At 69.9% G+C, this 21,173-nt stretch carries 20 protein-coding genes and 1 tRNA gene; 14 read left to right on the forward strand and 7 right to left on the reverse strand.

The features are described from left to right. Positions 1-210: 210 nt before the first annotated feature. Positions 211-284: transfer RNA gene (locus LBW94_RS08090), tRNA-Met, on the forward strand. Between the two features lie 145 nt (positions 285-429). Here the strand turns inward: LBW94_RS08090 and LBW94_RS08095 are convergent. Beyond that, positions 430-900: a MarR family winged helix-turn-helix transcriptional regulator gene (locus LBW94_RS08095; protein ID WP_225055290.1), complete on the reverse strand. Its 471-nt coding sequence runs from the start codon at positions 898-900 to the stop codon at positions 430-432. A 101-nt stretch (positions 901-1,001) separates the two neighbouring features. On the opposite strand from LBW94_RS08095, the gene LBW94_RS08100 reads away from it, so the two are divergent. Then, complete coding sequence (locus LBW94_RS08100) at positions 1,002-2,474, forward strand: MFS transporter (protein WP_323137806.1); 1,473 nt, start codon at positions 1,002-1,004, stop codon at positions 2,472-2,474. A 62-nt stretch (positions 2,475-2,536) separates the two neighbouring features. Here the strand turns inward: LBW94_RS08100 and LBW94_RS08105 are convergent, their stop codons facing one another. Next, positions 2,537-2,890 carry a hypothetical protein gene (locus LBW94_RS08105; protein WP_323137833.1) on the reverse strand — a complete coding sequence of 118 codons (354 nt, stop codon included), beginning with the start codon at positions 2,888-2,890 and terminating at the stop codon, positions 2,537-2,539. A gap of 248 nt (positions 2,891-3,138) precedes the next feature. Next, on the reverse strand, positions 3,139-4,623 hold the full coding sequence (locus LBW94_RS08110) for a dihydrolipoyl dehydrogenase family protein (RefSeq protein WP_225055295.1): 1,485 nt from the start codon (positions 4,621-4,623) through the stop codon (positions 3,139-3,141). Between the two features lie 388 nt (positions 4,624-5,011). Here LBW94_RS08110 and LBW94_RS08115 point away from each other — a divergent pair, with 388 nt between their 5' ends. The 7 genes from LBW94_RS08115 (at position 5,012) to LBW94_RS08145 (ending at position 10,912) form a co-directional block, all read left to right on the forward strand. After that, positions 5,012-5,566: a hypothetical protein gene (locus LBW94_RS08115; protein ID WP_225055297.1), complete on the forward strand. Its 555-nt coding sequence runs from the start codon at positions 5,012-5,014 to the stop codon at positions 5,564-5,566. After that, the gene (locus LBW94_RS08120; RefSeq protein ID WP_225055299.1) at positions 5,563-6,513 is read left to right on the forward strand and encodes a hypothetical protein; all 951 of its coding nucleotides are present in this window, start codon (positions 5,563-5,565) and stop codon (positions 6,511-6,513) included. Before LBW94_RS08115 ends, LBW94_RS08120 begins: the two co-directional genes overlap by 4 nt. Positions 6,514-6,677: 164 nt before the next feature. After that, the gene (locus LBW94_RS08125; RefSeq protein ID WP_225055300.1) at positions 6,678-7,310 is read left to right on the forward strand and encodes a hypothetical protein; all 633 of its coding nucleotides are present in this window, start codon (positions 6,678-6,680) and stop codon (positions 7,308-7,310) included. Between the two features lie 354 nt (positions 7,311-7,664). Continuing rightward, the gene (locus LBW94_RS08130) at positions 7,665-8,189 is read left to right on the forward strand and encodes a YlcI/YnfO family protein (protein WP_225055302.1); all 525 of its coding nucleotides are present in this window, start codon (positions 7,665-7,667) and stop codon (positions 8,187-8,189) included. A gap of 82 nt (positions 8,190-8,271) precedes the next feature. Continuing rightward, the gene (locus tag LBW94_RS08135) at positions 8,272-9,117 is read left to right on the forward strand and encodes a DUF4097 family beta strand repeat-containing protein (protein ID WP_225055304.1); all 846 of its coding nucleotides are present in this window, start codon (positions 8,272-8,274) and stop codon (positions 9,115-9,117) included. 26 nt (positions 9,118-9,143) lie between these two features. Further along, entirely contained in the window at positions 9,144-10,103 is a 960-nt protein-coding gene (locus LBW94_RS08140) for an ATP-binding cassette domain-containing protein (RefSeq protein ID WP_225055306.1), read from the forward strand. Further along, a complete protein-coding gene (locus LBW94_RS08145) occupies positions 10,100-10,912 on the forward strand; it encodes an ABC transporter permease (RefSeq protein ID WP_225055307.1) in 813 nt (270 codons plus the stop codon). Before LBW94_RS08140 ends, LBW94_RS08145 begins: the two co-directional genes overlap by 4 nt. A gap of 125 nt (positions 10,913-11,037) precedes the next feature. On the opposite strand, the gene LBW94_RS08150 is transcribed toward LBW94_RS08145, so the two are convergent. From LBW94_RS08150 to LBW94_RS08160, 3 genes are all read right to left on the reverse strand, one after another. After that, a complete protein-coding gene (locus tag LBW94_RS08150) occupies positions 11,038-11,229 on the reverse strand; it encodes a hypothetical protein (protein WP_225055309.1) in 192 nt (63 codons plus the stop codon). Positions 11,230-11,532: 303 nt separating this feature from the next. Beyond that, a complete protein-coding gene (locus LBW94_RS08155) occupies positions 11,533-14,856 on the reverse strand; it encodes a serine/threonine-protein kinase (protein WP_225055311.1) in 3,324 nt (1,107 codons plus the stop codon). A 138-nt stretch (positions 14,857-14,994) separates the two neighbouring features. Beyond that, complete coding sequence (locus LBW94_RS08160; RefSeq protein ID WP_225055313.1) at positions 14,995-15,765, reverse strand: SDR family NAD(P)-dependent oxidoreductase; 771 nt, start codon at positions 15,763-15,765, stop codon at positions 14,995-14,997. Positions 15,766-16,039: 274 nt separating this feature from the next. Between LBW94_RS08160 and LBW94_RS08165 the strand changes: the two genes are divergently transcribed. Next, positions 16,040-16,690: a nuclease-related domain-containing protein gene (locus LBW94_RS08165; protein ID WP_225055315.1), complete on the forward strand. Its 651-nt coding sequence runs from the start codon at positions 16,040-16,042 to the stop codon at positions 16,688-16,690. 5 nt (positions 16,691-16,695) lie between these two features. Here the strand turns inward: LBW94_RS08165 and LBW94_RS08170 are convergent, their stop codons facing one another. After that, complete coding sequence (locus tag LBW94_RS08170; RefSeq protein WP_225055316.1) at positions 16,696-17,520, reverse strand: hypothetical protein; 825 nt, start codon at positions 17,518-17,520, stop codon at positions 16,696-16,698. Between the two features lie 481 nt (positions 17,521-18,001). On the opposite strand from LBW94_RS08170, the gene LBW94_RS08175 reads away from it, so the two are divergent. From LBW94_RS08175 to LBW94_RS08190, 4 genes are all read left to right on the forward strand, one after another. Beyond that, positions 18,002-19,597 (forward strand): ABC-F family ATP-binding cassette domain-containing protein, encoded by a 1,596-nt coding sequence (locus tag LBW94_RS08175; RefSeq protein WP_225055318.1) that lies wholly within the window; start codon positions 18,002-18,004, stop codon positions 19,595-19,597. 63 nt (positions 19,598-19,660) lie between these two features. Next, positions 19,661-20,122, forward strand: a complete 462-nt coding sequence (locus tag LBW94_RS08180; RefSeq protein WP_225055319.1) for an SRPBCC family protein — start codon at positions 19,661-19,663, stop codon at positions 20,120-20,122. Further along, the gene (locus LBW94_RS08185; protein ID WP_225055321.1) at positions 20,119-20,541 is read left to right on the forward strand and encodes an EVE domain-containing protein; all 423 of its coding nucleotides are present in this window, start codon (positions 20,119-20,121) and stop codon (positions 20,539-20,541) included. Before LBW94_RS08180 ends, LBW94_RS08185 begins: the two co-directional genes overlap by 4 nt. Beyond that, entirely contained in the window at positions 20,538-21,035 is a 498-nt protein-coding gene (locus LBW94_RS08190) for a MarR family winged helix-turn-helix transcriptional regulator (protein WP_225055322.1), read from the forward strand. Before LBW94_RS08185 ends, LBW94_RS08190 begins: the two co-directional genes overlap by 4 nt. Positions 21,036-21,173: the final 138 nt, after the last annotated feature.

A 21,173-nucleotide genomic window follows, 5' to 3' on the forward strand; every position in this document is an offset into this window, starting at 1 on the left:
TTTGCCCAGGTCACCGCGCCGATCGCGGTCAGCGGCCGATCACCTATGTCGATATTGGAAATGTGATTCTCAGAATTGTACACACGGTTATCGTCGAGGGTAAGTAGTGACCGTTCACACCGGTCGAAGCTTCGGCCGGTTTCGGGAAACCCGTCCTGATCAGGCGATTGGGTAATAGTGCCCGGCATGCGGTAGCGTAATCCTCAGCGACGCGGGGTGGAGCAGCTCGGTAGCTCGCTGGGCTCATAACCCAGAGGCCGCAGGTTCAAATCCTGTCCCCGCTACTGAACGAAAAGGGCTCGGAACCAACGGTTCCGGGCTTTTTTCGTGTCCGGACCCTTGCGCGTCCGGACCCTTTCCGCATCCTCGGCGGATTCCGCTGCCGCGCCGGGTGATCGGCGGCCTCCGCCGCGAAATACGTTCGGGCCGTCAGGGTTCGGTCGTGACACGATCGGCGCGGGTGTACATGCCGACGAAGGTGTCGAGCAACTCCAGCAGGCGCTCCCGGTCCGCCTCCGTCATCTGTGACAGCACCGCATCGTAGGACCGCAGTATCTCCTGCACCCCCTGCTCGAACGCCGCGACTCCCCGCGGGGTGGCCTCCACCAGATGGGCGCTGGCGCCCGTCTCCCGGTACCGCCGCAGGATGCCCGCCGACAGCGCGGCATTGACCTGGCGATTGACCGTCGATTGCTCCAGCCCGAGGTCGTCGGCGATGACGCGCAGCGTTCTCGGGGTGCCGTCGCTGAACAGCCACAGCAGCCGCAGATCGGCGGTGCCCAGGGGGGAATGCTGTTCCTGGTGGCGGCGGTGCCGCTCCAACTGTGCCATGATATCGGCGAGGCGCCTGCTCGCCGGGGTTCCGGCTGTGGCCAGTGCGGCCAGCGATGCCTCGTCCATGCCTGTCGTCCTCTCCGGCTTGCCCCCGTCGCGTTGGTGTGTACCATACATATCAGATGTGTATGTATCTTACATATTGGTACCGTCGAAGGAGGCTTTTCGTGAAGACAGCGTCCACCGAGGTCGACGCCGCGAGCGGCAGGACCAGAAGCCCGGGACTGATCGTGGCGATCCTCGGCTTCTCGGGATTGTGCGTCGCGCTGATGCAGTCGCTGGTGATCCCGATCCAGAGCGAGCTGCCGCATCTGCTGCATACCTCGGCGAGCAACTCGTCGTGGGTTCTCACCGCCACCCTGCTCGGCGGGGCCGTGGCGATGCCCGTCGCCGGCCGGCTGGCCGACATCCTGGGCAAACGCCCGGTACTCGTCGTCTCGGCGCTGCTGCTGCTGGTCGGGTCGCTGGTGTGCGCGTTGTCCAGCGCGCTGGTGCCCGTCCTCATCGGCCGGGTGCTCCAGGGTGTGGCGATGGGGTACATCCCGGTCGCCGTCAGTTTCGTGCGCGAGGTCGTGCCGGCCCGCATGGTCAACTCGGCGACCGCCTTGATCAGTGCCACGCTGGGAGTCGGTGGCGCACTGGGACTTCCGCTGGCGGCCTGGCTGGCGCAGGACTACGACTGGCATGTGCTGTTCTGGATGTCGACGGTGCTGGCCGTCCTGATGACCGCACTGTCCGCGCTGGCGTTGCCGCACATCCGCGACACGCATGCCGCACATCTCGACATCGTCGGCGCCGTCGGGCTGGCGCTCGGACTGGTCGCCGTGCTGGTCGGTGTCTCGAAGGGCAACGACTGGGGCTGGCGGTCGGCCGGCACGCTGGGCATGATCGTCGCGGGTGTCGTGGTGCTGCTGGCCTGGGGCTGGTACGAACTCCGTCATCACGACCCGCTGGTCGATCTGCGGAACACGGTGCGGCGGCCCGTGCTGCTGACCAATATCGCGGCCCTGCTGATCGGTTTCGGCATGATGGCGCAGTCCATCGTCGTGCCGCAGCTGCTGGAGATGTCGAAGCAGACCGGATACGGACTCGGGCAGACCCTGCTCGCGGCCGGATTGTGGCTGGCCCCGGCCGGTCTGATGATGATGTTCTTCGCCCCGGTCTCCAGCTACCTGCTGACGAAGTTCGGCGGCCGGACCGCGCTGACGCTCGGCGCCGCCGTGCTGGCCCTGGGTTACGTGATCGGGGCGGTGCTGCTGCACGCACCGTGGCAGTTGATGCTGGCCAGCTGCGTCGCCTCGGCCGGTGTCGGCATCGGCTATGCCGCCATGCCCACGATCATCCTGGAGAACGTCCCCGCGAGCGAGGCCGCTTCCAGTGTGGGTGTCAACTCGCTGATGCGCTCGGTGGGCACCACCATCGCCGGCGCCGTCATGGCCGTCGTGCTGACCAGCCAGACGTCCCGGCTCGGCCCCGGCCTGCCGGAGATCCCCACGCTGAACGCCTTCCGGCTCTGCTTCATCGTCGGTGCGGTCGCCGCGGCGGTCGGCGCGGCCTTCGCGTTCTGTGTGCCGGGCCGCCGGGCCGGCGCCGACGAGGTGACCGTGGCCGCCGAGCCCGTTGCCGAGGCAGTCGGCTGACCGGCGGCCGGCCGCCGGGTCGTGCCCGCCGGCAAGGCCGTTCATCCGTTCGCCGGACGGACTCAGGACCTGCCGGGCCGGCGGACCGGGTGCGTGCTCCACAGCGCCCACAGCACCAGCACCGGCTGGAAGAACAGCCGGATGAGCCGTTTCCGGTCGGTGTCGAGCCCGAAGGCGTCGCGCCGGCCGGTGTACTGGGCGAGGTTGCCGGGGAACACCGCGACGAAGAAGAGTGCGAGCAGCCGCCCGGCCCTGGCCCGGTCCTGCTTCGCCAGCAGCAGCATGGCGCCGAGGCTGATCTCGACGCCGCCGGAGGCCATGACGACGCCGTCCGCGTCCAGCGGCACCCAGTCCGGCACCTGGGCCCGGAAGGAGTCCCGGGCCCAGAACAGGTGGCTGAGCCCGGCGAAGATCATCGCACCGGCCAGCAGCGATCGGGCCAGTGTGCGGGCAGGGGTGGTCCGGCCGGTATCCGGGACAGGTGGATCCGAGCGGGCCGGGTCGGCGGGTGTATTCGTGGTCGACATCGAGCGCTCCTTCCGGCGGCCGCGGCGGGGCGACCGAGTGGGAGATGGTCCGGTCGAACACCTGTCCCGGACATGATCGGGACAGATCGCCCCATCCTATGCGGAGTTCGTGGTGGCCGCCCCGGCGCTCCCGGACGTCACGATCGCGCACCGGCTCCGGGATTCTCGCGGGGATGCCGCTGGTCCCGGTAGGTTTCGAGCAGTCGCAGCCACACCTCGGAGATGGTCGGGAACGAGGGCACCGCATGCCACAGCCGATCCAGGGTGACCTCGCCGGTGACGGCGATGGTGGCCGAATGCAGCAGTTCGGCCACACCCCGCCCGGCGAAGGTGGCGCCGACGATGACGTGCCGTTCCGGGTCCACCAGGATGCGCGCGTGGCCCCGGTACTCCGGGTCGAACTGGACGGCCCCGGCCACCTGCCCGATCTCGTAGTCGACGACGTCGACGACCCGGCCGATGCGCGCCGCCTCGTCGGTGGTCAGGCCGACCGCGGCGATCTCCGGATCGGTGAACACGACCTGCGGCACCGCCACGAGATCGGCTGTGCCCGTGTGCTTTCCCCAGGGCGCGGTGTCGAGTTCCCGCCCCGCCGCGCGATCCGCGATGACCGCCCCCGCGATCCGCGCCTGATACTTGCCCTGATGGGTGAGCAACGCTCGATGGTTGACATCGCCTACGGCATAGAGCCATTCGCCTGCCACACCGGACACCGTGAAGGTGTCGTCGGTGGTGAGCCACGATCCCGGCGCCAGCCCGACGGTGTCCAGGCCGAGATCGTCGGTGCGCGGCGCTCGTCCGGTCGCGAGCAGCAGTTCGTCGGCCGCCAGTGTCGCACCGTCGTCCAAGGTCAGCGTGATGCTGTCGCCGGGCCCACCGGGCCGTTGCGCGCGGGTGATGCTGCGGCCGAAGCGCAGATCCACACCGGTCTCGCGCAGCCGATCGGCGAGCAGGTCGGCGGCGAAGGATTCCATCCGGCCCAGCAGCCGTGAGTCGCGGACCACGAGCGTGACCTCGGAGCCGAGAGCCCGCCAGGCCGTGGCCATTTCGACGGCGACCACGCCGCCACCCACCACGGCGAGCCGCGGCGGCACCGCACGAGCGCTGGTCGCCTCGCGACTCGTCCACGGGCGCACGGTATCCAGGCCCGGCACCGGCGGCAGGGCCGCGCGGCTGCCGGTGCAGACGGCCACCGCGTGCCGGGCCCGCAGCCGGACGGTCTCGCCGTCGGGGGTCAGGACCGTCACCGCCCGCACGCCCTCGATCCGGGCGTGCCCGCGCACCAGCGCGACCTCGGCCGAATCGAGCCAGTCCACCTGTCCCTTGTCGTCCCAGTCGGAGACCATGCGGTCGCGGTGCCGCAAGACCGCTTCGGTGTCCAGCGGGCCGATGACCGCCGGACCGACCCCCGGGAACCCGCGGGCCTCGGCGTACAGCAGTGCCGGACGCAGCAGGGCCTTGCTGGGTTCGCAAGCCCAGTACGAACATTCGCCGCCGACCAGTTCCGCCTCCACGACGACGGTGTCCAGCCCGGCGGCGCGGGTCCGGTCGGCGACGTTCTCGCCGACCGGACCGGCGCCGATCACGATGACGTCGTAGCTGCGGGAATTCTCGTCGGACATGAGAGGCCTTCCGGATCGTCGGGTCAGCGGCTCTTGCGAGCCGGATGGTCGGTCACGGCAATCGGCCGCCGCGCCCGGCATCGGCGGGGACGGTCGCATGCCCACTCCGGCCGGATACCAATCGCGGACCGGTTCGAACCCGTCGACCGTCGTGACCGTGCCGCCGCTGCCGACGATCCCACGGGTCGGGAATCGTCCACCGTGCACATCCTTCCAGCCTGCGAGCGCTCGCATCGCAACCGCACCACGCGGTCGGCGTGCCGTCCCGGCTCCGCACCGGCGCCGCCGGTCCGCACGTGGTGCGAACAGTGCTGCCGTGGTGAGCGTTTGAAGACCCGCGTGTGAGGAATAGCGCTGTCGACGCCTCAGGGTGGACAAGGAGGTTCAGATGTCATCCGTGGTGATTGTCGTCGTAGTGATTGTGGTGGTCGTTGCCGCGCTGGCGGCGGCGGCCTGGCCGATGGCGCGTCGTCAGCGCCTGCGCTCCCGGTTCGGACCCGAATACGACCGGGTGGTGACCGAGACCGGGGACCGCCGCAGCGCGGAGCACGAACTCGCCGAACGTGAACGCAGACATGCCGAATACGACCTGCGCGAGCTGACGGACGAAGAGCGGCAACGCTACACCGGGCAGTGGACCGAGGTGCAGGAGCGCTTCGTCGACGATCCCGAGGCGGCGTTGCAGGACGCCGACCGGCTGATCGCCGAGATCATGTCCGAACGTGGTTATCCCGCCGAGGATTTCGACCGGCAGGTCGCCGATCTGTCGGTGCGGCATGCCGAACCCCTGGAGCATTATCGCTCGGCCCACGAGATCTCGACGCGTGCCGGTGATACCGAGGTGTCCACCGAGGACCGGCGCGCCGCGATCGTGAACTACCGAGAACTGTTCGAGGACTTGCTCAACGGCGAAACCCGCAACAAGAAAGCTGCCAGCTCATGACTACCGAATACGACCGGACCCACGACCGCCACGACACCTCGAAGCAGGAATCCTGGCGGGACAACGAGTTCCGGGACAACGACGAACACGAGATCATCGATGTCGATCCGGTGCCGGAATCCGGGCACGAGGCCGGGAAACCGGCCGGTGACGCCGCTGCCGAAGGCAGGGGAGTCGCCGACGCCGGTGACGAGTCGCTCACCGATGCCGAGGGTGAGTCGTCTGCGGGTGCGGAGGGCGGATCGTCGTCGGCCGCCGGGTACGAGCCGGTGACCGCCGGTGCGGACGAGTCGCCGGCCTCGGCCGGGTACGAGTCGGTGGCCGAGGAGGAGTCGGCGGCCGAGCACGAACCGGTCGCCGATGCCGGATACGAGTCCGTGACCGGTGCCGGGCACGAGTCCGAGCGGGACGTGGTCAGCGAGCGGTCTTCCGATCTCGAGCCGGAAACCGATGCGGCGCCGTTCGATTCGGAACCGACGGCCGAAAGCGAGCGGGCCGGGGATACGGAACCGGCCGGGCTCGCCGACGCGGCGGAAGCCGAGCGGTCCACCGGGTCCGGCCCGGCCGGGCTCGCCGACGCGGAGCCGGGCTTCGGCGCCGCGGGCAGTGCCGCCACCGCCGACGCACCGAAACCCGTTGCCGCGCAGACGCCGTCCGGTCTGTCGGCTGACGCCCTGTTCGCCATCACCGATATCGACCGATTGCGGACACAATTCCGGGAATTGCAGGGCACTTTCGTGGACGATCCGCGTGACGCCGTGACGAAGGCGGACGAACTCGTCACCGAGACCATTCAGCAGTTGACCACCGTCGTCTCCGAGCGCAAACGATCGCTCGAAGGCCGCTGGTCACATGGCGCCGACGAGGCGGGCGATACCGAGGACCTGCGGCAGGCGCTGCGCGGCTACCGCGCCTTCCTCGATCAGCTGCTGACCGTCGGGCAGTAACGGAAACCCGTACCGCACCGAGGAATGCGCGGCCTGCTCCCGTACGAGGGGCAGGCCGCGCACTCGCGTGTTCGGATGGACAGGTACGCGCGGGCCAGGCACCATCATCAGATGGATACGTGGTTTCCTGATGTGGAACGACATCCCGATGTGGCACGACGCGGATGAGCGTGTCCATGATCGCGCTGGCGAGCGAGGATTTCGTGCCGGTGCTGCTCACCACCTGCGGCGTCCTCCAGTTGTACCGTCGTGCCGGAAGCCGGGGCGTCCTCGTGGCGGCGTCCCTGATCGGCGCCGGCGGATTCGCCAAGGCCACCGCCAAATTGATCGTCGCGCTGGGCGGCCCCGACCTCCCGTGGCTGCGCGGCCTGCTCTTTCCGCTGCTGACCCTCGGATTCGCGCTGCTGTACCGGACTCTGGTCCGCCGTGCCATCGGCCGGACGCCGCGGTGGCTCGCCGTCTCGGCCCCGGTCCTCGTCGCGGTGTGCGCCCTGGCCGCACTGTGGGCCGCGGACCCGTTGCCGATGCTGGTGAGCACCACCGTCTTCGCCACCGCGACCGGCGTCCACCTGATCCTGCTGGCCCGGCGGCAGCGTGACACGACCGCCGCCGTCCTGATCGGCATCCAGTTGGCGGCCTTCTTCGTGCTCGGCCCACTCGGCGCCCGCCCTGGCCAGACCGTCGCTCTGCAATGGGCCGAACAACTGTGCAACACCGCCGCCCAAGCCGCCTTCCTCGCGGCCACCCGGCGATTGTCGACCGGGCCGGTCGGCGCGACCGGCCCGGCCCCGGCATAGTTCGGCCCCGCCACCGATGCGGCCGGCCATCGTGCCGCTGCTGGGGTGTCGGCCGCCGCCGATGGCCGAGTTGGTGCCCTCGGCACGTGTCGTGGCGCCACTTCGCGATTGACGGTGCCACTTCGGGTGCCACGGGGTGCCGCAGATGGCACCCGGTGTGGTCGATGGGGTTGGTGGAGCCTTCTTGTGTCGGTTCCCGCAGGGAATCGACGGCCGGCGAGTGGGGCTTCGTCGGCATCATCTCAGGCGATCTACCTGCCACTTCTCTATCCTGAGCCACGTTGCGCCATCCATGGCACAAATTCTGGGCCGCAATGGCTTGCTATGGTGCCATGACTGTGCCATGATGGCATCATGGATTTGACAACGTATGTGAGCAACCTCGGACTCGAGTTCGCGACGCTTGCCGAAGCCGGTGGGGAGGAGGCTCGCGCGCTCGTCGAGCGGTTGGCCGGGTCACTGGAATCGGCGATCCGGATGACATTGCTGGACGCGCTGTCCGGCGCGGCCGACGAGATCACCCGCGATCTGGCGCCGGGTTCGGTGGAACTACGCCTGCGTGGCCGGAATCCGGATTTCGTGGTGACCCTGCCGCTGGCCGAGACGGCCGAGGCCGGGGTCGCGGCGGTGGTGGCCGGCGCGCCGGACGGTGAACCGCTGTTCGCCGAGGACGGTCCGGCGGCGCGCATCAATGTGCGCCTGCCGGAACAGCTGAAGGCCGCGGTGGAGGAGGCCGCGGCGCGGGAGGGCCGATCGGTCAACGCCTGGCTGGTCCGGGCGGCGGCGGCTGGATTGCAGCGTGCGGATCAGGTGCAGCGGGCCGAGCAGCGCGGTGGCGGGAAACGCACCAAACAGGGCTTCACCGGCTGGGTCCGGTAGCTCCCGCCAATCCTCTTTTCCTGCGTCCCCCGGATGTGCCGGGGGGCGATTCGACGAACCCCTTTTCGATGTGGAGACAGCCATGCCTGAATACCTGACCCCGGAACCGATTTCGGTGATGGTGGAACTCGGCGCCGGTGAGGTGCGGATCGCCGCGGGCGATCGCGCCGACACCGTCGTCGAGATCAACCCCAGCGACGGCGCGGACGAATCCGATGTGCATGCCGCGCAGCAGGTTCGGGTCGACTTCAGCAACGGCGTCCTGCGGGTCACCGGCCCGAAGGCGCGCCTGTTCGACTTCTCCCGCAAGTCCCGCTCGGTCGATGTGACCATCGCCGTGCCCAGCGGTTCCCGGGTGACCGGACACCTGCAAGCCGGTGACATCCGCAGCACCGGGCAGTTGGGGGAGTGCCGATTCGACATCTCGGCGGGGAACTACTCGCTCGAGCACACCGGCCCGCTGCGCATCGACACCTCGGCCGGTCACATCACCGCCGACAGCGTCGCCGGTGACGCCGACATCTCCACCGGCACCGGCAGAATCCGCGTCGGCGCGATCGACGGCGCCGCGGTGGTGAAGAACTCCAACGGGGACACCACGATCGACGCGGTCACCGGCGATGTACGGGTGCGCTCCGCCAACGGCGCCATCCAGGTGGAGCATGCCGGGGCCGGTGTCGACGCCAAGACCTCCAACGGCGCCATCCGGGTCGGCGAGGTGGTGCAGGGCTCGATCGTACTCGCCACTGCCACCGGCGATCTGGAGATCGGCGTGGCCGGCGGCACCGCCGCCTGGCTGGAGGTGAACACCGGCTTCGGCCGGGTCCGCAACCTGCTCACCGATGCGATCCGGCCCGAGGACACCGATCGGACCGTCGAGGTCCGTGCCCGTACCTCGTACGGCGACATCACCATTCACCGCTCCTGACATCCCGCCTCGTGAAAGGGCCCATCATGACCAGCACCCGACCGGAGCCCGCGATCGTCGCGTCCGGCTTGCGGAAATCCTTCGGCGACAAGGTCGTTCTCGACGGACTCGACCTGAATGTGGCACGGGGGACCGTCTTCTCGCTGCTCGGCGCGAACGGCGCCGGCAAGACCACCACCGTCCGGATCCTGTCCACCCTGATCCGCGCCGACGCCGGCACGGTCCGGGTCGCCGGGCACGATCTGATCCGGGAACCGGATGCGGTGCGCGCCGCGATCGGCGTCACCGGTCAGTTCTCCGCGGTCGACAACCTGCTCAGCGGCGCGAAGAACCTGCGGATGATGGCGGATCTGCACCACCTCGGCCGCGACGAGGGCCGCCGCCGGGTCGGCGGGCTGCTGGAGCGGTTCGATCTGGTCGACGCGGCCGACAAGCCGGCCTCGACCTACTCCGGCGGCATGCGGCGGCGGCTCGACCTGGCGATGACGCTGGTCGGCAGCCCGCAGGTGATCTTCCTCGACGAGCCCACCACCGGACTCGACCCGCGCAGCCGCCGCACCATGTGGCAGATCATCCGGGAACTGGTGGCCGACGGCGTCACCATCTTCCTCACCACCCAATACCTGGACGAGGCAGACGAATTGGCCGACCGGATCGCGGTGCTCGACCACGGCCGGGTGGTCGCCGAGGGGACCGCGGAGGAGCTGAAGCGCCGCATCCCGGGCGGGCACGTGCGGCTGCGGTTCGCCGATCAGGACGGCCTCGACGCGGCGGTCCGCGCACTGGGCCCGGTCGCGCACGACGGCGACGCGCTCACCCTGCGCGTGCCCAGCGACGGCAGTCTGCGCGCGCTGAAGACCCTGATCGACCGGCTCGACGCCGGCGCGGTCGAGGTCGACGAATTGTCCGTGCACACCCCCGATCTCGACGATGTCTTCCTCGCCCTCACCGGCGATTCCAGCAACGAGAAAGTGACCTCCCGATGACCACCGCCGCCCCGGCCGCCGCGCCCCTCCGTTTCCATCCGCTGCGCGATTCGTCGACGATGTTGCGCCGCAACCTCGAACGCATGCTGGCCTATCCGTCGATGACGCTGACGCTCATCGGGATGCCCGTCGTGTTCCTGCTGCTGTTCGTCTACGTGTTCGGCGGTACGCTCGGCGCCGGGCTCGGTGGTCACGGCGGCCGCGCCGAGTACGCGAATTATGTTGCGCCCGCGATTATTCTGATGACCGTGACGGCCACGGTGCAGGGCACCGCCATCTCGGTCGCCATGGACATGACCGAGGGCATCATCGCCCGGTTCCGCACGATGCACATCGCCCGCGTCTCGGTGCTGGCCGGACATGTGCTGGGCAGCCTGATCCAGGCGATGCTCGCCGTGGCGATCGTGATCGGCGTGGCGCTGCTGACCGGCTTCCGGCCCGCCGCCGGGCCGGTGCAGTGGGTGGCGGCGATCGGTTTCCTGCTGGCGGTGGCGTTCGCGCTGATCTGGCTGGCGGTCGCGCTCGGCCAGGCCAGCGGTACGGTCGAGGCCGCGAGCAACCTGCCCATGCCGCTGGTGCTGTTGCCCTTCCTCGGCAGCGGATTCGTGCCCACCGACTCGATGCCGGCCGGTCTGCGCTGGTTCGCCGAGTACCAGCCGTTCACGCCGATCATCGAAACCCTGCGCGGGCTGCTGATGGATCAGCCGATCGGCAACGACTGGTGGATCGCGCTGCTCTGGAGCGCCGCCCTGGCGCTGGGCGGATACCTCTGGTCGAAGCGACTGTTCGACCGCGAGCCCGCCCACTGACCGCGCCTCGTGATCGGTGCCCGCCGGATCCTCCGCAAGCCGGATCACCCACCGCGACGGTGGGTGGTCCGGCTCGTCGGCGATCCGGACCCGATCATCCACAGCCGCAACGCATGTCGGCCTGCTCAACCGGCGAGCAGATACCACGGTTCGTCGACGGCGCCGCTGCAATAACATTCACCGTCGCAGATGGTGCAGGCGTCGCAACCGGCGCACCACTCGGCGGCGCGATGCCCGCAGTTCGGGTTGAGGTCCCAGCCGAACGTGTCGTCGACCGGACGCAGCGGATGCCGCCGCGCACTGGGAACAATGTCCATAGCGGCATCATGGCGCGAGGTACCGACAAGTTTCCGCGTGATTCATGAGCAGCCGTCTCGGAACGGACTATTCGTCCAGGATCGGGCACCCAGCGCAGGATGTCGCCCGGCTGACATTCCACCCACGACGGCGGCGAACTCACCGACGGGCATCTTGCGCCGGGCGAGCAGCACATCCAGGTCGACGGCCACCGCCCTCACGTCGTACTCGGCGTCGTCCTGGCCGGAACCACCGGCCGCCGACCGGTCCAGCGCGAGTGAACGGTCCAGCGGAGGCCACCCGACCTCGAGCGGGCGGACGATTCAGCCGATGCGGTCGACCAGGGACGCGAGGATGTCGTCGATACCCGGCCCGCCGTCGAGTACCAGCCGTATCACGCCGTGTTCGGTACACAGCGTAAGAGCGGGGCGCACAAGAGCTTTCGCCTCGTCTCGCTGCCCGTTCGCCCACAGGCAGCAGGCATACAGCAGCTGGGCCTGGACCAGGGCCTTCGGACGTGGTTGCGATTCGATCTCGCGCACCATGGTTTCGGCACGCCGGCAGGCGGCCGCCGTGTCCTCCGGTGTCCCGGTGGCGAGCAGCAACCGGATCGCGGCCTCCTCCTCCAGCTCGGCGGTGACCGCGCGAATCCTGTTGTCCTGCCGACGATACGGGGGACGATTCAGCAACCGATCCCGGACGTCGTCGGCGACCGGCAGTCCCGCGCGGACCCGCTCGGCGACGACCGCCGCGGCCATCCGGGGCGTCGACTTGTCCACGGCCAGCTGGGCGCCGATGGTCAGCAGCCGCTCGGCGCGCTCGCGGTCGCCGCGCAGCACGGCCACTCGCGCGCCGATGATGTAGGTGGCCGCCATGAAGTCCACCGCTCCGGCCTGACGATTCAACGTGCTGGCGGCGCGCAACAATTGGTCGGCCTCGTCGAGCCGGTTCTGCCGGTAGCGCAGGTCGGCGAGCAGCGCGCCGACCTCGAGGGAGAGACGAACTCCCAGTTCGGCGTTGCGTGGCACCCGCACCGGCGCGGTGTAGTGCATCTCGGCCGCGGCGATGTCGAATCGTTCCAGCGCGGCCAGCCCGGCCAGACAGTGGCTGTGCTGCAACACGACCGGCCCGACCACCGCGCCGCAGCGGACCGCCGTGCGGAACCACTGCTCCACCGCGTCGTAGTCGTACCGGTTCAACGCGGCGGCGGAGGCGAGATCGGCGATGGCCACCCCCATGATCGGGGTGATGCACCGGTCGGCGTTGTCGGCCAGGATGTCAGGCAGCTTCTCGAACCGGTCGCGCATGTACTCGTCCAGGCTCGCCACCACGGCCGCCTCCATCCGCAGCGCGAGTGCCTCCTCCTCCGTCAGATCGCTCTCCGCCACGAGGGCGAGCACCCGGTCCAGGGCGAAGCGCACCTGATCGGTGCGCTCCATACCGCAATTGGCCCAGGCGACCCCGAGTTGCAGCCGTGGCCGCGATTCGGTCAGGTGGCGGGGCAGTTTCGCCATCAGGCCGAGGAAGGTGGCCATCCGGAGATCCTGGACCAGGCCGACGGTATGCGATTCGACCAGATCCACCGCGCGATCGGCCTCGCCGGCGGCCAGGGCGTGATCGACGGCCTCGACGAGCATGTCGCGTTCGGCGAACCAGGTCGACGCGCGGGCGTGCAGTGCCGTCACCCGGTCCGGAGCCTGCTGAGTGAGCTTGCGCTGCAAGTGATCCGCGAAAAGCCGGTGATAGCGGAACCATTCGTCGGTGTCGTCCAGGCGTTGCAGGAACAGATTCCGGTCGGCGATCTGCTGCAACAGTTCCTGGCTGTCGGACCGGCCGGACAGCGCGACGGCCAGATCGGCGCGGATCCTGCTCGTGACCGTCGTCGCCATCAGGAAGTCCAGCAGCGCGGGATCCAGTGAGTCGAGCACGTTCTCGGCCAGATATTCCCCGATCACGTGATAGCGACCGGTGAGGTTGTCGATGAATCCGGCCGGGTCGTCGCGGCCGTTGAGCGACAGCTGGGCCAGTTGCAGCCCGGCCGCCCACCCCTCGGTGGACTGCCGCACCTTGTCCACCTCTTTCGCGTCCAGCTCCAGCCCGTTGCGGTCGACCAGGAAGGTCCTCGCCTCCCCGGTGTCGAAACGCAGTGCGGCGGCGTCGATCTCGACCAGTTCGTCCTGGACGCGCAGGGTGGCCAGCGGCAGTCCGGACCGGTTGCGGCCGGTCACCAGGACCCGCAGGTGGTGACAGCCGTTGCGGAGCAGATAGTCCATCGCCTCCACGGTGCGGCGGCCGTGCACCTGCTGCCAGTCGTCGACGACGAGCAGCATCGGCGTTCCGCTGTCGTGGATCTCGTCGATCAGCGCGGACAGCACCGAGCGGGTGGCGTCGGAGGACCGGGCCTCCAGCAGGGCGCCCAGCTCCCGGGCCAGCTCCGGGCGCACCCGGCGGATCGCCTCGACCAGGTGGGTCAGGAACCAGACCACGTTGTCGTCGTCGGGGTCGGTGGTGAGCCAGGCCACCGGCGTCCCGGCCGCTTCCACCTCCTGCGCCCACTGCGCGGCCAGCGTGGTCTTGCCGAATCCGGCGGGACCGTGCACGAGGATCAGCCGCCGCCGGCCGCTGCGGCGCAGGATCTCCAGCAGCCGGGTCCGCTCGACCGCGGTCCGGGGCGCGGTCGGCGGCCGGAACTTGGTCGACGCGAACGGCGGAGGCGGGGTGGACACCGACCCGGCGGAGTACGACGGCAACGCACCCCGCGGTTCGGCGTGCGGGATGAGATCCGCCGGCGCCGCCATCACGTCGATCGGCTGGCCGGCGCGGCGCTGCACATCGCGCAACTGCTCGCCGAACGTGGTCGCCGAGGCCGGGCGGTCCGCGGGGTCGACGGCCATCGCCGCCTCGATCGCCACACAGACCGCATCCGGAACGCCGTAATCGCGCAGATTCGGCAGCCGGGAGCCCATGATCCGGGCCAACTGCACCTCGAGCGGTTCCCCGGTCCCGCGATGGAACGGTGAATGCCCGGTCAGCAGGCAGAACAACGTCGCGCCGAGCCCGTACACATCGGCGGCCGGGGTCGGGGCGTGGCCGCGCAGCACCTCCGGGGCGGTGAACGCGGGCGTGCCCTCGATCATCGGCGAGATCGCGGCGGATGCCTGGCCGACCTCGGCGATCCCGAAATCCGACAGCTGCGGTTCGCCGTAGTCGGTGAGCAGGATGTTGCCCGGTTTGACGTCGCGGTGCACGATGCCCAGCGCGTGCGCCGCCGCCAGCGCCCCGGCCATCTTCACCCCGATCGACAGCACCTCCGGCCAGCGCAGCGGCCCGGCCGCGTGCAGCACCCGGTCGAGGGAGCCCTGTGCGAAGTAGGGCATCACGAAATACGGCCGGCCGCTCGCGGTGACATCGACCGACAGCACCTGCACGATGTGCGGATGGCCGGACAAGCGGCCCAGCGCATGCTGTTCCCGGACGAACCGCTCCCGCTCGTCGCCCTGGACCTCCGACAGCAGCACCTTGACCGCGACATAGCGCTCCAGGCCGTACTCCAGGCACCGGTACACCACGCCGAAACCACCGCGCCCGATCTCCTGGGGCTCGTCGAAACCGGCCGCCGCCAGTTCGGCGACGACCCCGCTCGACATGTCTCGTTGTGTCGCGACACCGCTCGATAGGGCCATATCCTCGTCACGATCGTCTCAGTGCGTCGGTTCGGAGCTGAGGCCGTTCCGATCGGGTCCGGACCTCGCCTTTCAGGGTAGTCGGGTTCGCGGTGCCGCGGGTCAGCCCAGGCTGATCAGGGTGGTGCCGCCGCCGTCGACGAGATATTCCGATCCGGTCAGGTAGGCCGCCTCGTCGGAGGCGAGGAAGACCAGGAAATTGACCACGTCGGCCGGTTCGGCGATGCGGCCCAGCGGGGACAGCATGGGTCCGAGCGCTTCGACGGTGCTGCCCGCGGCCGCGGCCCCGTATTCGGCCATGCCGGTCCGGACGTAGGTGGGGTGCAGCGAGTTGACCCGCACATTCGCCGCGGCGTACTCGGCCGCGACATCCTTGGACATGGCCCGTACCGCTCCCTTGCTGGCCCCGTACAGTGTGTGCCCGGCCACGCCGACCAGACCGGCGATCGAGGACAGGTTCACGATCGCGCCGCCGCCGGTCTCGGCCATCTTCGGCGCGGTGTGCTTCATCCCGAGGAATACGCCGGTGACGTTGACGGCCATCAGCCGGTTCCAGTCCGCGAGCGAGGTCTCGGCGAGCGGGGCGATGAGGTAGATGCCGGCATTGTTGACCAGCACGTCGATGCGGCCGTGCGCCGCGCGCACCCGGTCGGTGATCCGGATCCAGCCGTCCTCGTCGGTGACGTCGTGGGCCAGGAATTCGGCGCGGCCGCCGCCCGCGGCGATCCGCTCGGCCGCCTCCTTGCCCGCGGCCTCCTCGATATCGGTGCCGACGACCACCGCGCCTTCGGCGGCGAACCGCGCCACGGCGGCGGCGCCGATGCCGTTGGAGGCCCCGGTGACGAGCACGACCTTGTCCTGCAAGCGAGCCATGAGGTTGTTCCTTCCGCTCGGATCGGGCACTGGTCCCCACGATCCACTCGCCCGGTCGCGATCCGGCCCTTTTCACCCGGCCTCGACCGGATCGAGACCGTTCGGTGCCGAACCCGATGCCCGGACGATCGGCCCCGCGACCCGATCCCGCTCACCTCGAATACCGAAACACCAACGCGCAGACCCACCTTCGCGCGCTAAGCTCGAACAACGCACGTGGCCCGCGGCTTTCGTTCGCCACGTGCCCGAAGTGGTGCCAGGCGGGGAGGTAGTCGTGTTGCTGCTGCTGAACAACGAGTCGGCGCTGTCCACCACGGAACAGCGTTTCGCCGAATGGATTCGGTGGAGCCCGGATCAACCGGGCGTGGTCCTGATGAACGTCCAGATCCCCGACCGCGCCCACCGCACGCGCCAGCTGGACGCCCTGATCTGGACCCCGCAACGCTGTATCACGTTGGAGCTCAAAGGTTTTCGCACCCGCCAGGACGGCGTGCTGCGGGTCCCGCCGAACGGCCCGTGGCGCATGGCCGACGGCCGACCGGCCGCCCTCTACGGCAACGACGACGACCACAACCCCATGGATCAGGTCCACGCCAACACCATGGCCACCAAGAACTGGCTCGAACAGACCACCGGCGTCCGCTGCGCCGTCCACGGCCTGATCCTGGTTCTGCTGCTACCCGGCCAGGACGTCCCCGGCCTGGACGCCCCCCAGCGCCCGCCGATGACCGACATCATCGTCGAGGACTTCGACGTCTTCCGCTACTACCTCGACCGCGTCTCCGACCAGCCGATCGACTGGACCTCCGACCGAATCGCCCCCCTGATCGACACCCTCGGCCTCCGCCACCTCTACGGCCCCCACACCGACCTGGCCACCGCCATGGGCGAACCCGCCCCGCCCCCGGCCGTCGTGGAGCGCTGACCGGGTCAGTCCAGGCCGGCGGCGGCGGCGCCTGCGCCGATTCCGGCGCCGACCACGCCGCCCACCGCGGCGGCGGGGAGGCCGAGGGCTGCGGCGCCCACGGCGGCGCCGACTCCCGCGCCGACCACGCCGCCGACGACCATGGCGCCACCGGCTACGGGCAGGGCGGCGGCGACCTCGGCGGCCACGGCCGGGATCACGGCCGCGGCGCCGACGCCGGTGGAGCCCAGGGCGATGTCGGTGGCGATCGCGGTCAGCGCGGCGCCACCGGTGCCGGCCACGAGTCCGGCCGCTGCCCCGACTCCGGCGCCGGCCACACCACCGACCAGACCGCCCACCAGGGCGGCGGGTACACCCATGACCAGTGCGCCGGCGCCGGCGCCCTCGAGCGCGTGCCGGCCGATCTTCTCGGGCGTGGGGCCGGGCGGCGGGGTGATCTGTGCGGGGGCGGGGGCCGGGGGAGCGGCGTCGGTGGTGTCGAGGGCGGGGGTGGCCGTGTCGGGCTGCGTGGTCTGGTGCGGCGCCGCGGACTTCAGGCCGTTCTCGGCGTCGGTCGCATCCGCTGCCGTCGGCAGGCTGTCGAAGGGGGCGACCTCGGGGACGGCAGTGGCCGGTTGGGGGGCGACGTAGCGGCCGGTGTCGGTGTTCGGCTGCCGCGAGAGATCGTGCACGCCCGGCATGTCCGTATCGTCCGAGGCGATCGCCGAGGCCGTGTTGGCCGCCGCATGCGCAGATGCCGCGTCGGTGATACAGGCGACGGCAAGTGCGACCGGTACGGTACCGGCGATGGCCGCCCGCCCGGTAGGCACAGCGCGATGGCGACCGGCCATGTTCCCCCACTCTCCTTGTGTCGTGCAGTGAACATCGGTGTAATTCGCTCTACTAGTACCGGCGATCGGGTGCTGTGGCAAGTCGGAAACCTGTGTGCCGCAATGTGATGTCACACAACGGCAAGTGGCGTCGATTGGGCTCGGCGCGGTGGGGCGTGGTGGCGGGCCGATCGGGTTGGGCGAGTGTGCATACCGCGGGCGGGAATTCGACATCGCCGAGGGTGGATCGCGTGAGTGGCGTTGCCGCGTCCGGAGAGTCGGCGGGCGCCGGTGGCCCGGCCGCCACCTGCGGGGTTAGGGGTCGGGCCGGCCGTCGAGTCGTGAGTCCCGCATCGTGAAGCTTGCACCGATGTGTACCGTCTGATAAATTACTCGACGACTTATTGTCGTCGAACGGAGTGGGGACTTGTCCTTCTGAGGTGATCGCCGCGTGGCCCGCAGATGCGCGCCGCATGTCCTGCGTTTGCCCCTGGGAGTCCCTGTGTCATCGTCTACTGTCACCATTTCCGATCTCGGCTTCGCGTGGCCGGACGGCACCCCCGTCTTCGACGGTCTGGACGTCGTACTCGGACCCGGGCACATCGGGCTCGTCGGCGCCAACGGCGCGGGCAAATCCACCCTGCTGCGGTTGATCGCCGGTGCGCTACGTCCGGCGCGCGGTTCCATCACGCTGCCGGGCCGATCGGGGTACCTGCGCCAGGACCTCGGCCTCGCCGACGGACTGCGGGTGGATCGGGTGCTCGGCATCGCGGAGGTCCGGAAGGCGCTGCACCGCATCGAATCCGGCGCGGGCGGCGAGGCCGACTTCGAGACCGTCGGCGCCGCCTGGGATGTCGAGGAGCGCGCGGTCGCGCTGCTCGGCAGGCTCGGATTGCACTATCTCGCAAGCGATGTCACGCAACTGGATCGGCGGCTGGACACCCTCTCCGGCGGCGAGACGGTGCTGCTGGGCCTGGTCGCCGAACTGCTGCGCGAGCCCGACACGCTGCTGCTCGACGAGCCCACCAACAACCTGGATTCCTCTGCGCGCGAACGGCTCTACGAGGTGATCGGGCAGTTCCCCGGCACCGTCGTCACCGTGAGTCACGACCGCGGACTGCTGGACCGTGTCGACGCCGTGGCGGAGCTGCGGGAGGGCGGAATCCGGGTGTTCGGCGGCGATTTCACCGAATATCAGCGCATCGTGGCAGTCGAGCAGGAGGCCGCCCGCGCCGCCGTCCGGGATGCCAGAAGCGATGTGCGCAAACAGGCCCGGGAGCTGACCGAGGCACAGATCAAGATCGACCGGCGGCAACGCTACGGCCGCAAGATGGCCGAGCAGAAGCGCGAACCCAAGATCGTCATGGGCGCGCGCAAGCGGGCGGCCCAGGTGTCGGCGGGGAAGTTGCGCAACAACCACCTCGGCAAGCTGGGCGACGCCGAGGAGGGGCTGACCGCCGCGCAGGAGAAGGTGCGCGACGACCGCGAGATCCGCGTCGACCTGCCCGATACCCGGGTGTATCCGGGGCAGGACGTGGTCGATCTGGAACAGGTCCGGCTGGCCAATGGCCCGGTGGTCACGCTGCGCATCACCGGCCCGGAGCGCATCGCCCTCACCGGCCGCAACGGCGCGGGCAAAACCACTCTGCTGCACCGGATCCGCGCGACCGGACCGCGGGTGCCGTGGCGGATGCTGCCGCAGCGCCTCGACATCTTCGACGAGCAGCGCTCGGTCTTCGAGAACGTCGCGGCCACCGCGCCGCACGCCTGCGCGGAACGCATCCGGGCGCAATTGGCCCGGTTCCTGTTCCGCGGCGCCGACGCCGACATCCCGGCCGGCGCGCTGTCCGGCGGGGAGCGGCTGCGCGCGGCTCTGGCGGTGCTGCTGCTCGCCGATCCCGCGCCGAAACTGCTGCTGCTCGACGAACCCACCAACAACCTGGATCTGCCGAGCCTCGCGCACCTCACCGAGGCCCTGGCGAGCTTCCAGGGCGCGCTGGTGGTGGTCAGCCACGACCCGCACTTCCTGTCCGACATCGGCGTCACACGTTCGCTCGAGCTGACCGCGGACGGACTGGCCGAGATCACCGCGCGGTGACGGCCCCGGCCCCGGTCCGGGTCCGCACTTGCGCGAAGAATACTAAGCGCGCATACTAATGACATGACGCACATCGCTTCCGCCACCGCCACCTCGACCGCCGCTCCCGCCGCCTTCTTCGCCAAGTGGGCCGACATGGCCACCTGGCCGGAGTGGAATGCCGACACCGAATGGGTGCGGCTCGACGGCCCGTTCGTCCAGGGCGCCACCGGCACCCTGAAACCCGCAGGCGGCCCGAAGGTTTCGTTCGAGGTGGCGACCCTCACCGAGACCGAGTTCGTGGACGTGTCCCGGTTGCCGGGTGGCCGGCTGACCTTCGCGCACCGCGTCGAGGTCACCCCCGCGGGCACCGAGGTCTCGGTGTCGATCACCCTCACCGGCCCGCTGCGCTGGTTCTGGCGCAAGGTGATGGGCGCCGACCTGGCCGCTGGTGTGGGCCGTGATCTCGACGCGCTGGTCGGTGCCGCCGAAGCCCTGTCCGCCGCCGGCTCGCTGCCGGCCCGACCGGAAGAGGTGGTCCGATGACCCGCTACTGGCTCGCCGTCGTCTCGCGCGACCATGTCCACCGCGCCGTGAAACTCGGTATCGCGCAGGCCAATCACGGCAAGCGCGCGGCCGTCGAGCGAATGGCGCCCGGTGACGGGCTGGTCTACTACTCGCCGCGGACCGGAATCCGCGACGGGGAGCAGATCCGGTCGTTCACCGCGCTCGGCGCGGTCGACGACGCCTCGCCGTGGCAGGCCGAGGATCAGGGCGGCGGCTTCTGCCCCTGGCGCCGCTCGGTGACGTATCAGGAAGCGGCACAGGATGTTCCGATCGACCGGCTGCGCGGCGAACTGGAGCTGACCGCCACGCCGAACTGGGGCATCGTGCTGCGCCGCGGCCTGGTCGAGCTCACCGCCCACGATTACGCCGCCATCTCGCGGGCCATGGTCGGACGGTGAGCGATGCCGACGACCGGCTGCGGACCGAGTTCGACAGCGCCGACGAGAGCCCGGGGCTGCTGTTGTGGCAGGTGACCAACCGCTGGCAGGCGGCGCAGCGCGCGGCGCTCGCGCCGTTCGGGCTGACCCACGTGCAGTTCGTCCTGCTGGCCTCGCTCACCTACCTGGCCGCGGCCGCGCACACCGATCACGTGCAGCAGCGTGATCTGGCCGCGCACGCGGCCACCGACCCCATGATGACCTCCCAGGTGCTGCGCGCCCTGGAACAGAAGGGGCTGATCGAGCGTCGCGATCACCCCGCCGATCGGCGGGCGAAATCGCTGGTGCCCACCGAAAGCGGTGTGGCACTGGCGAATCGCGCGATCGCCGCGGTGGAGTCCTGCGACCGCGAATTCTTCGGGCCGCTCGGTGACCGGGTCGGCGAATTCACCGCCGCACTCCGGCGGCTGCGCGACCGGGATCAGCGGGTGCCGGAAGGGCCCGGCCGGGGCTGACGGTGTGATCTCGTGCATGGTGCATGAGATGTCATCCATCGTTCACCGGCCACGCTCCGGCGCGTCAGAATCGGCCTCTACCTTCCGGAATCGTGTGTGCTGTGGCGATCGACCGGCTCGGCACCCGGGTCGTGGTCG

The organism is Nocardia sp. alder85J, from assembly GCF_020176955.2.
In the GTDB taxonomy this organism is placed as follows: domain Bacteria; phylum Actinomycetota; class Actinomycetes; order Mycobacteriales; family Mycobacteriaceae; genus Nocardia.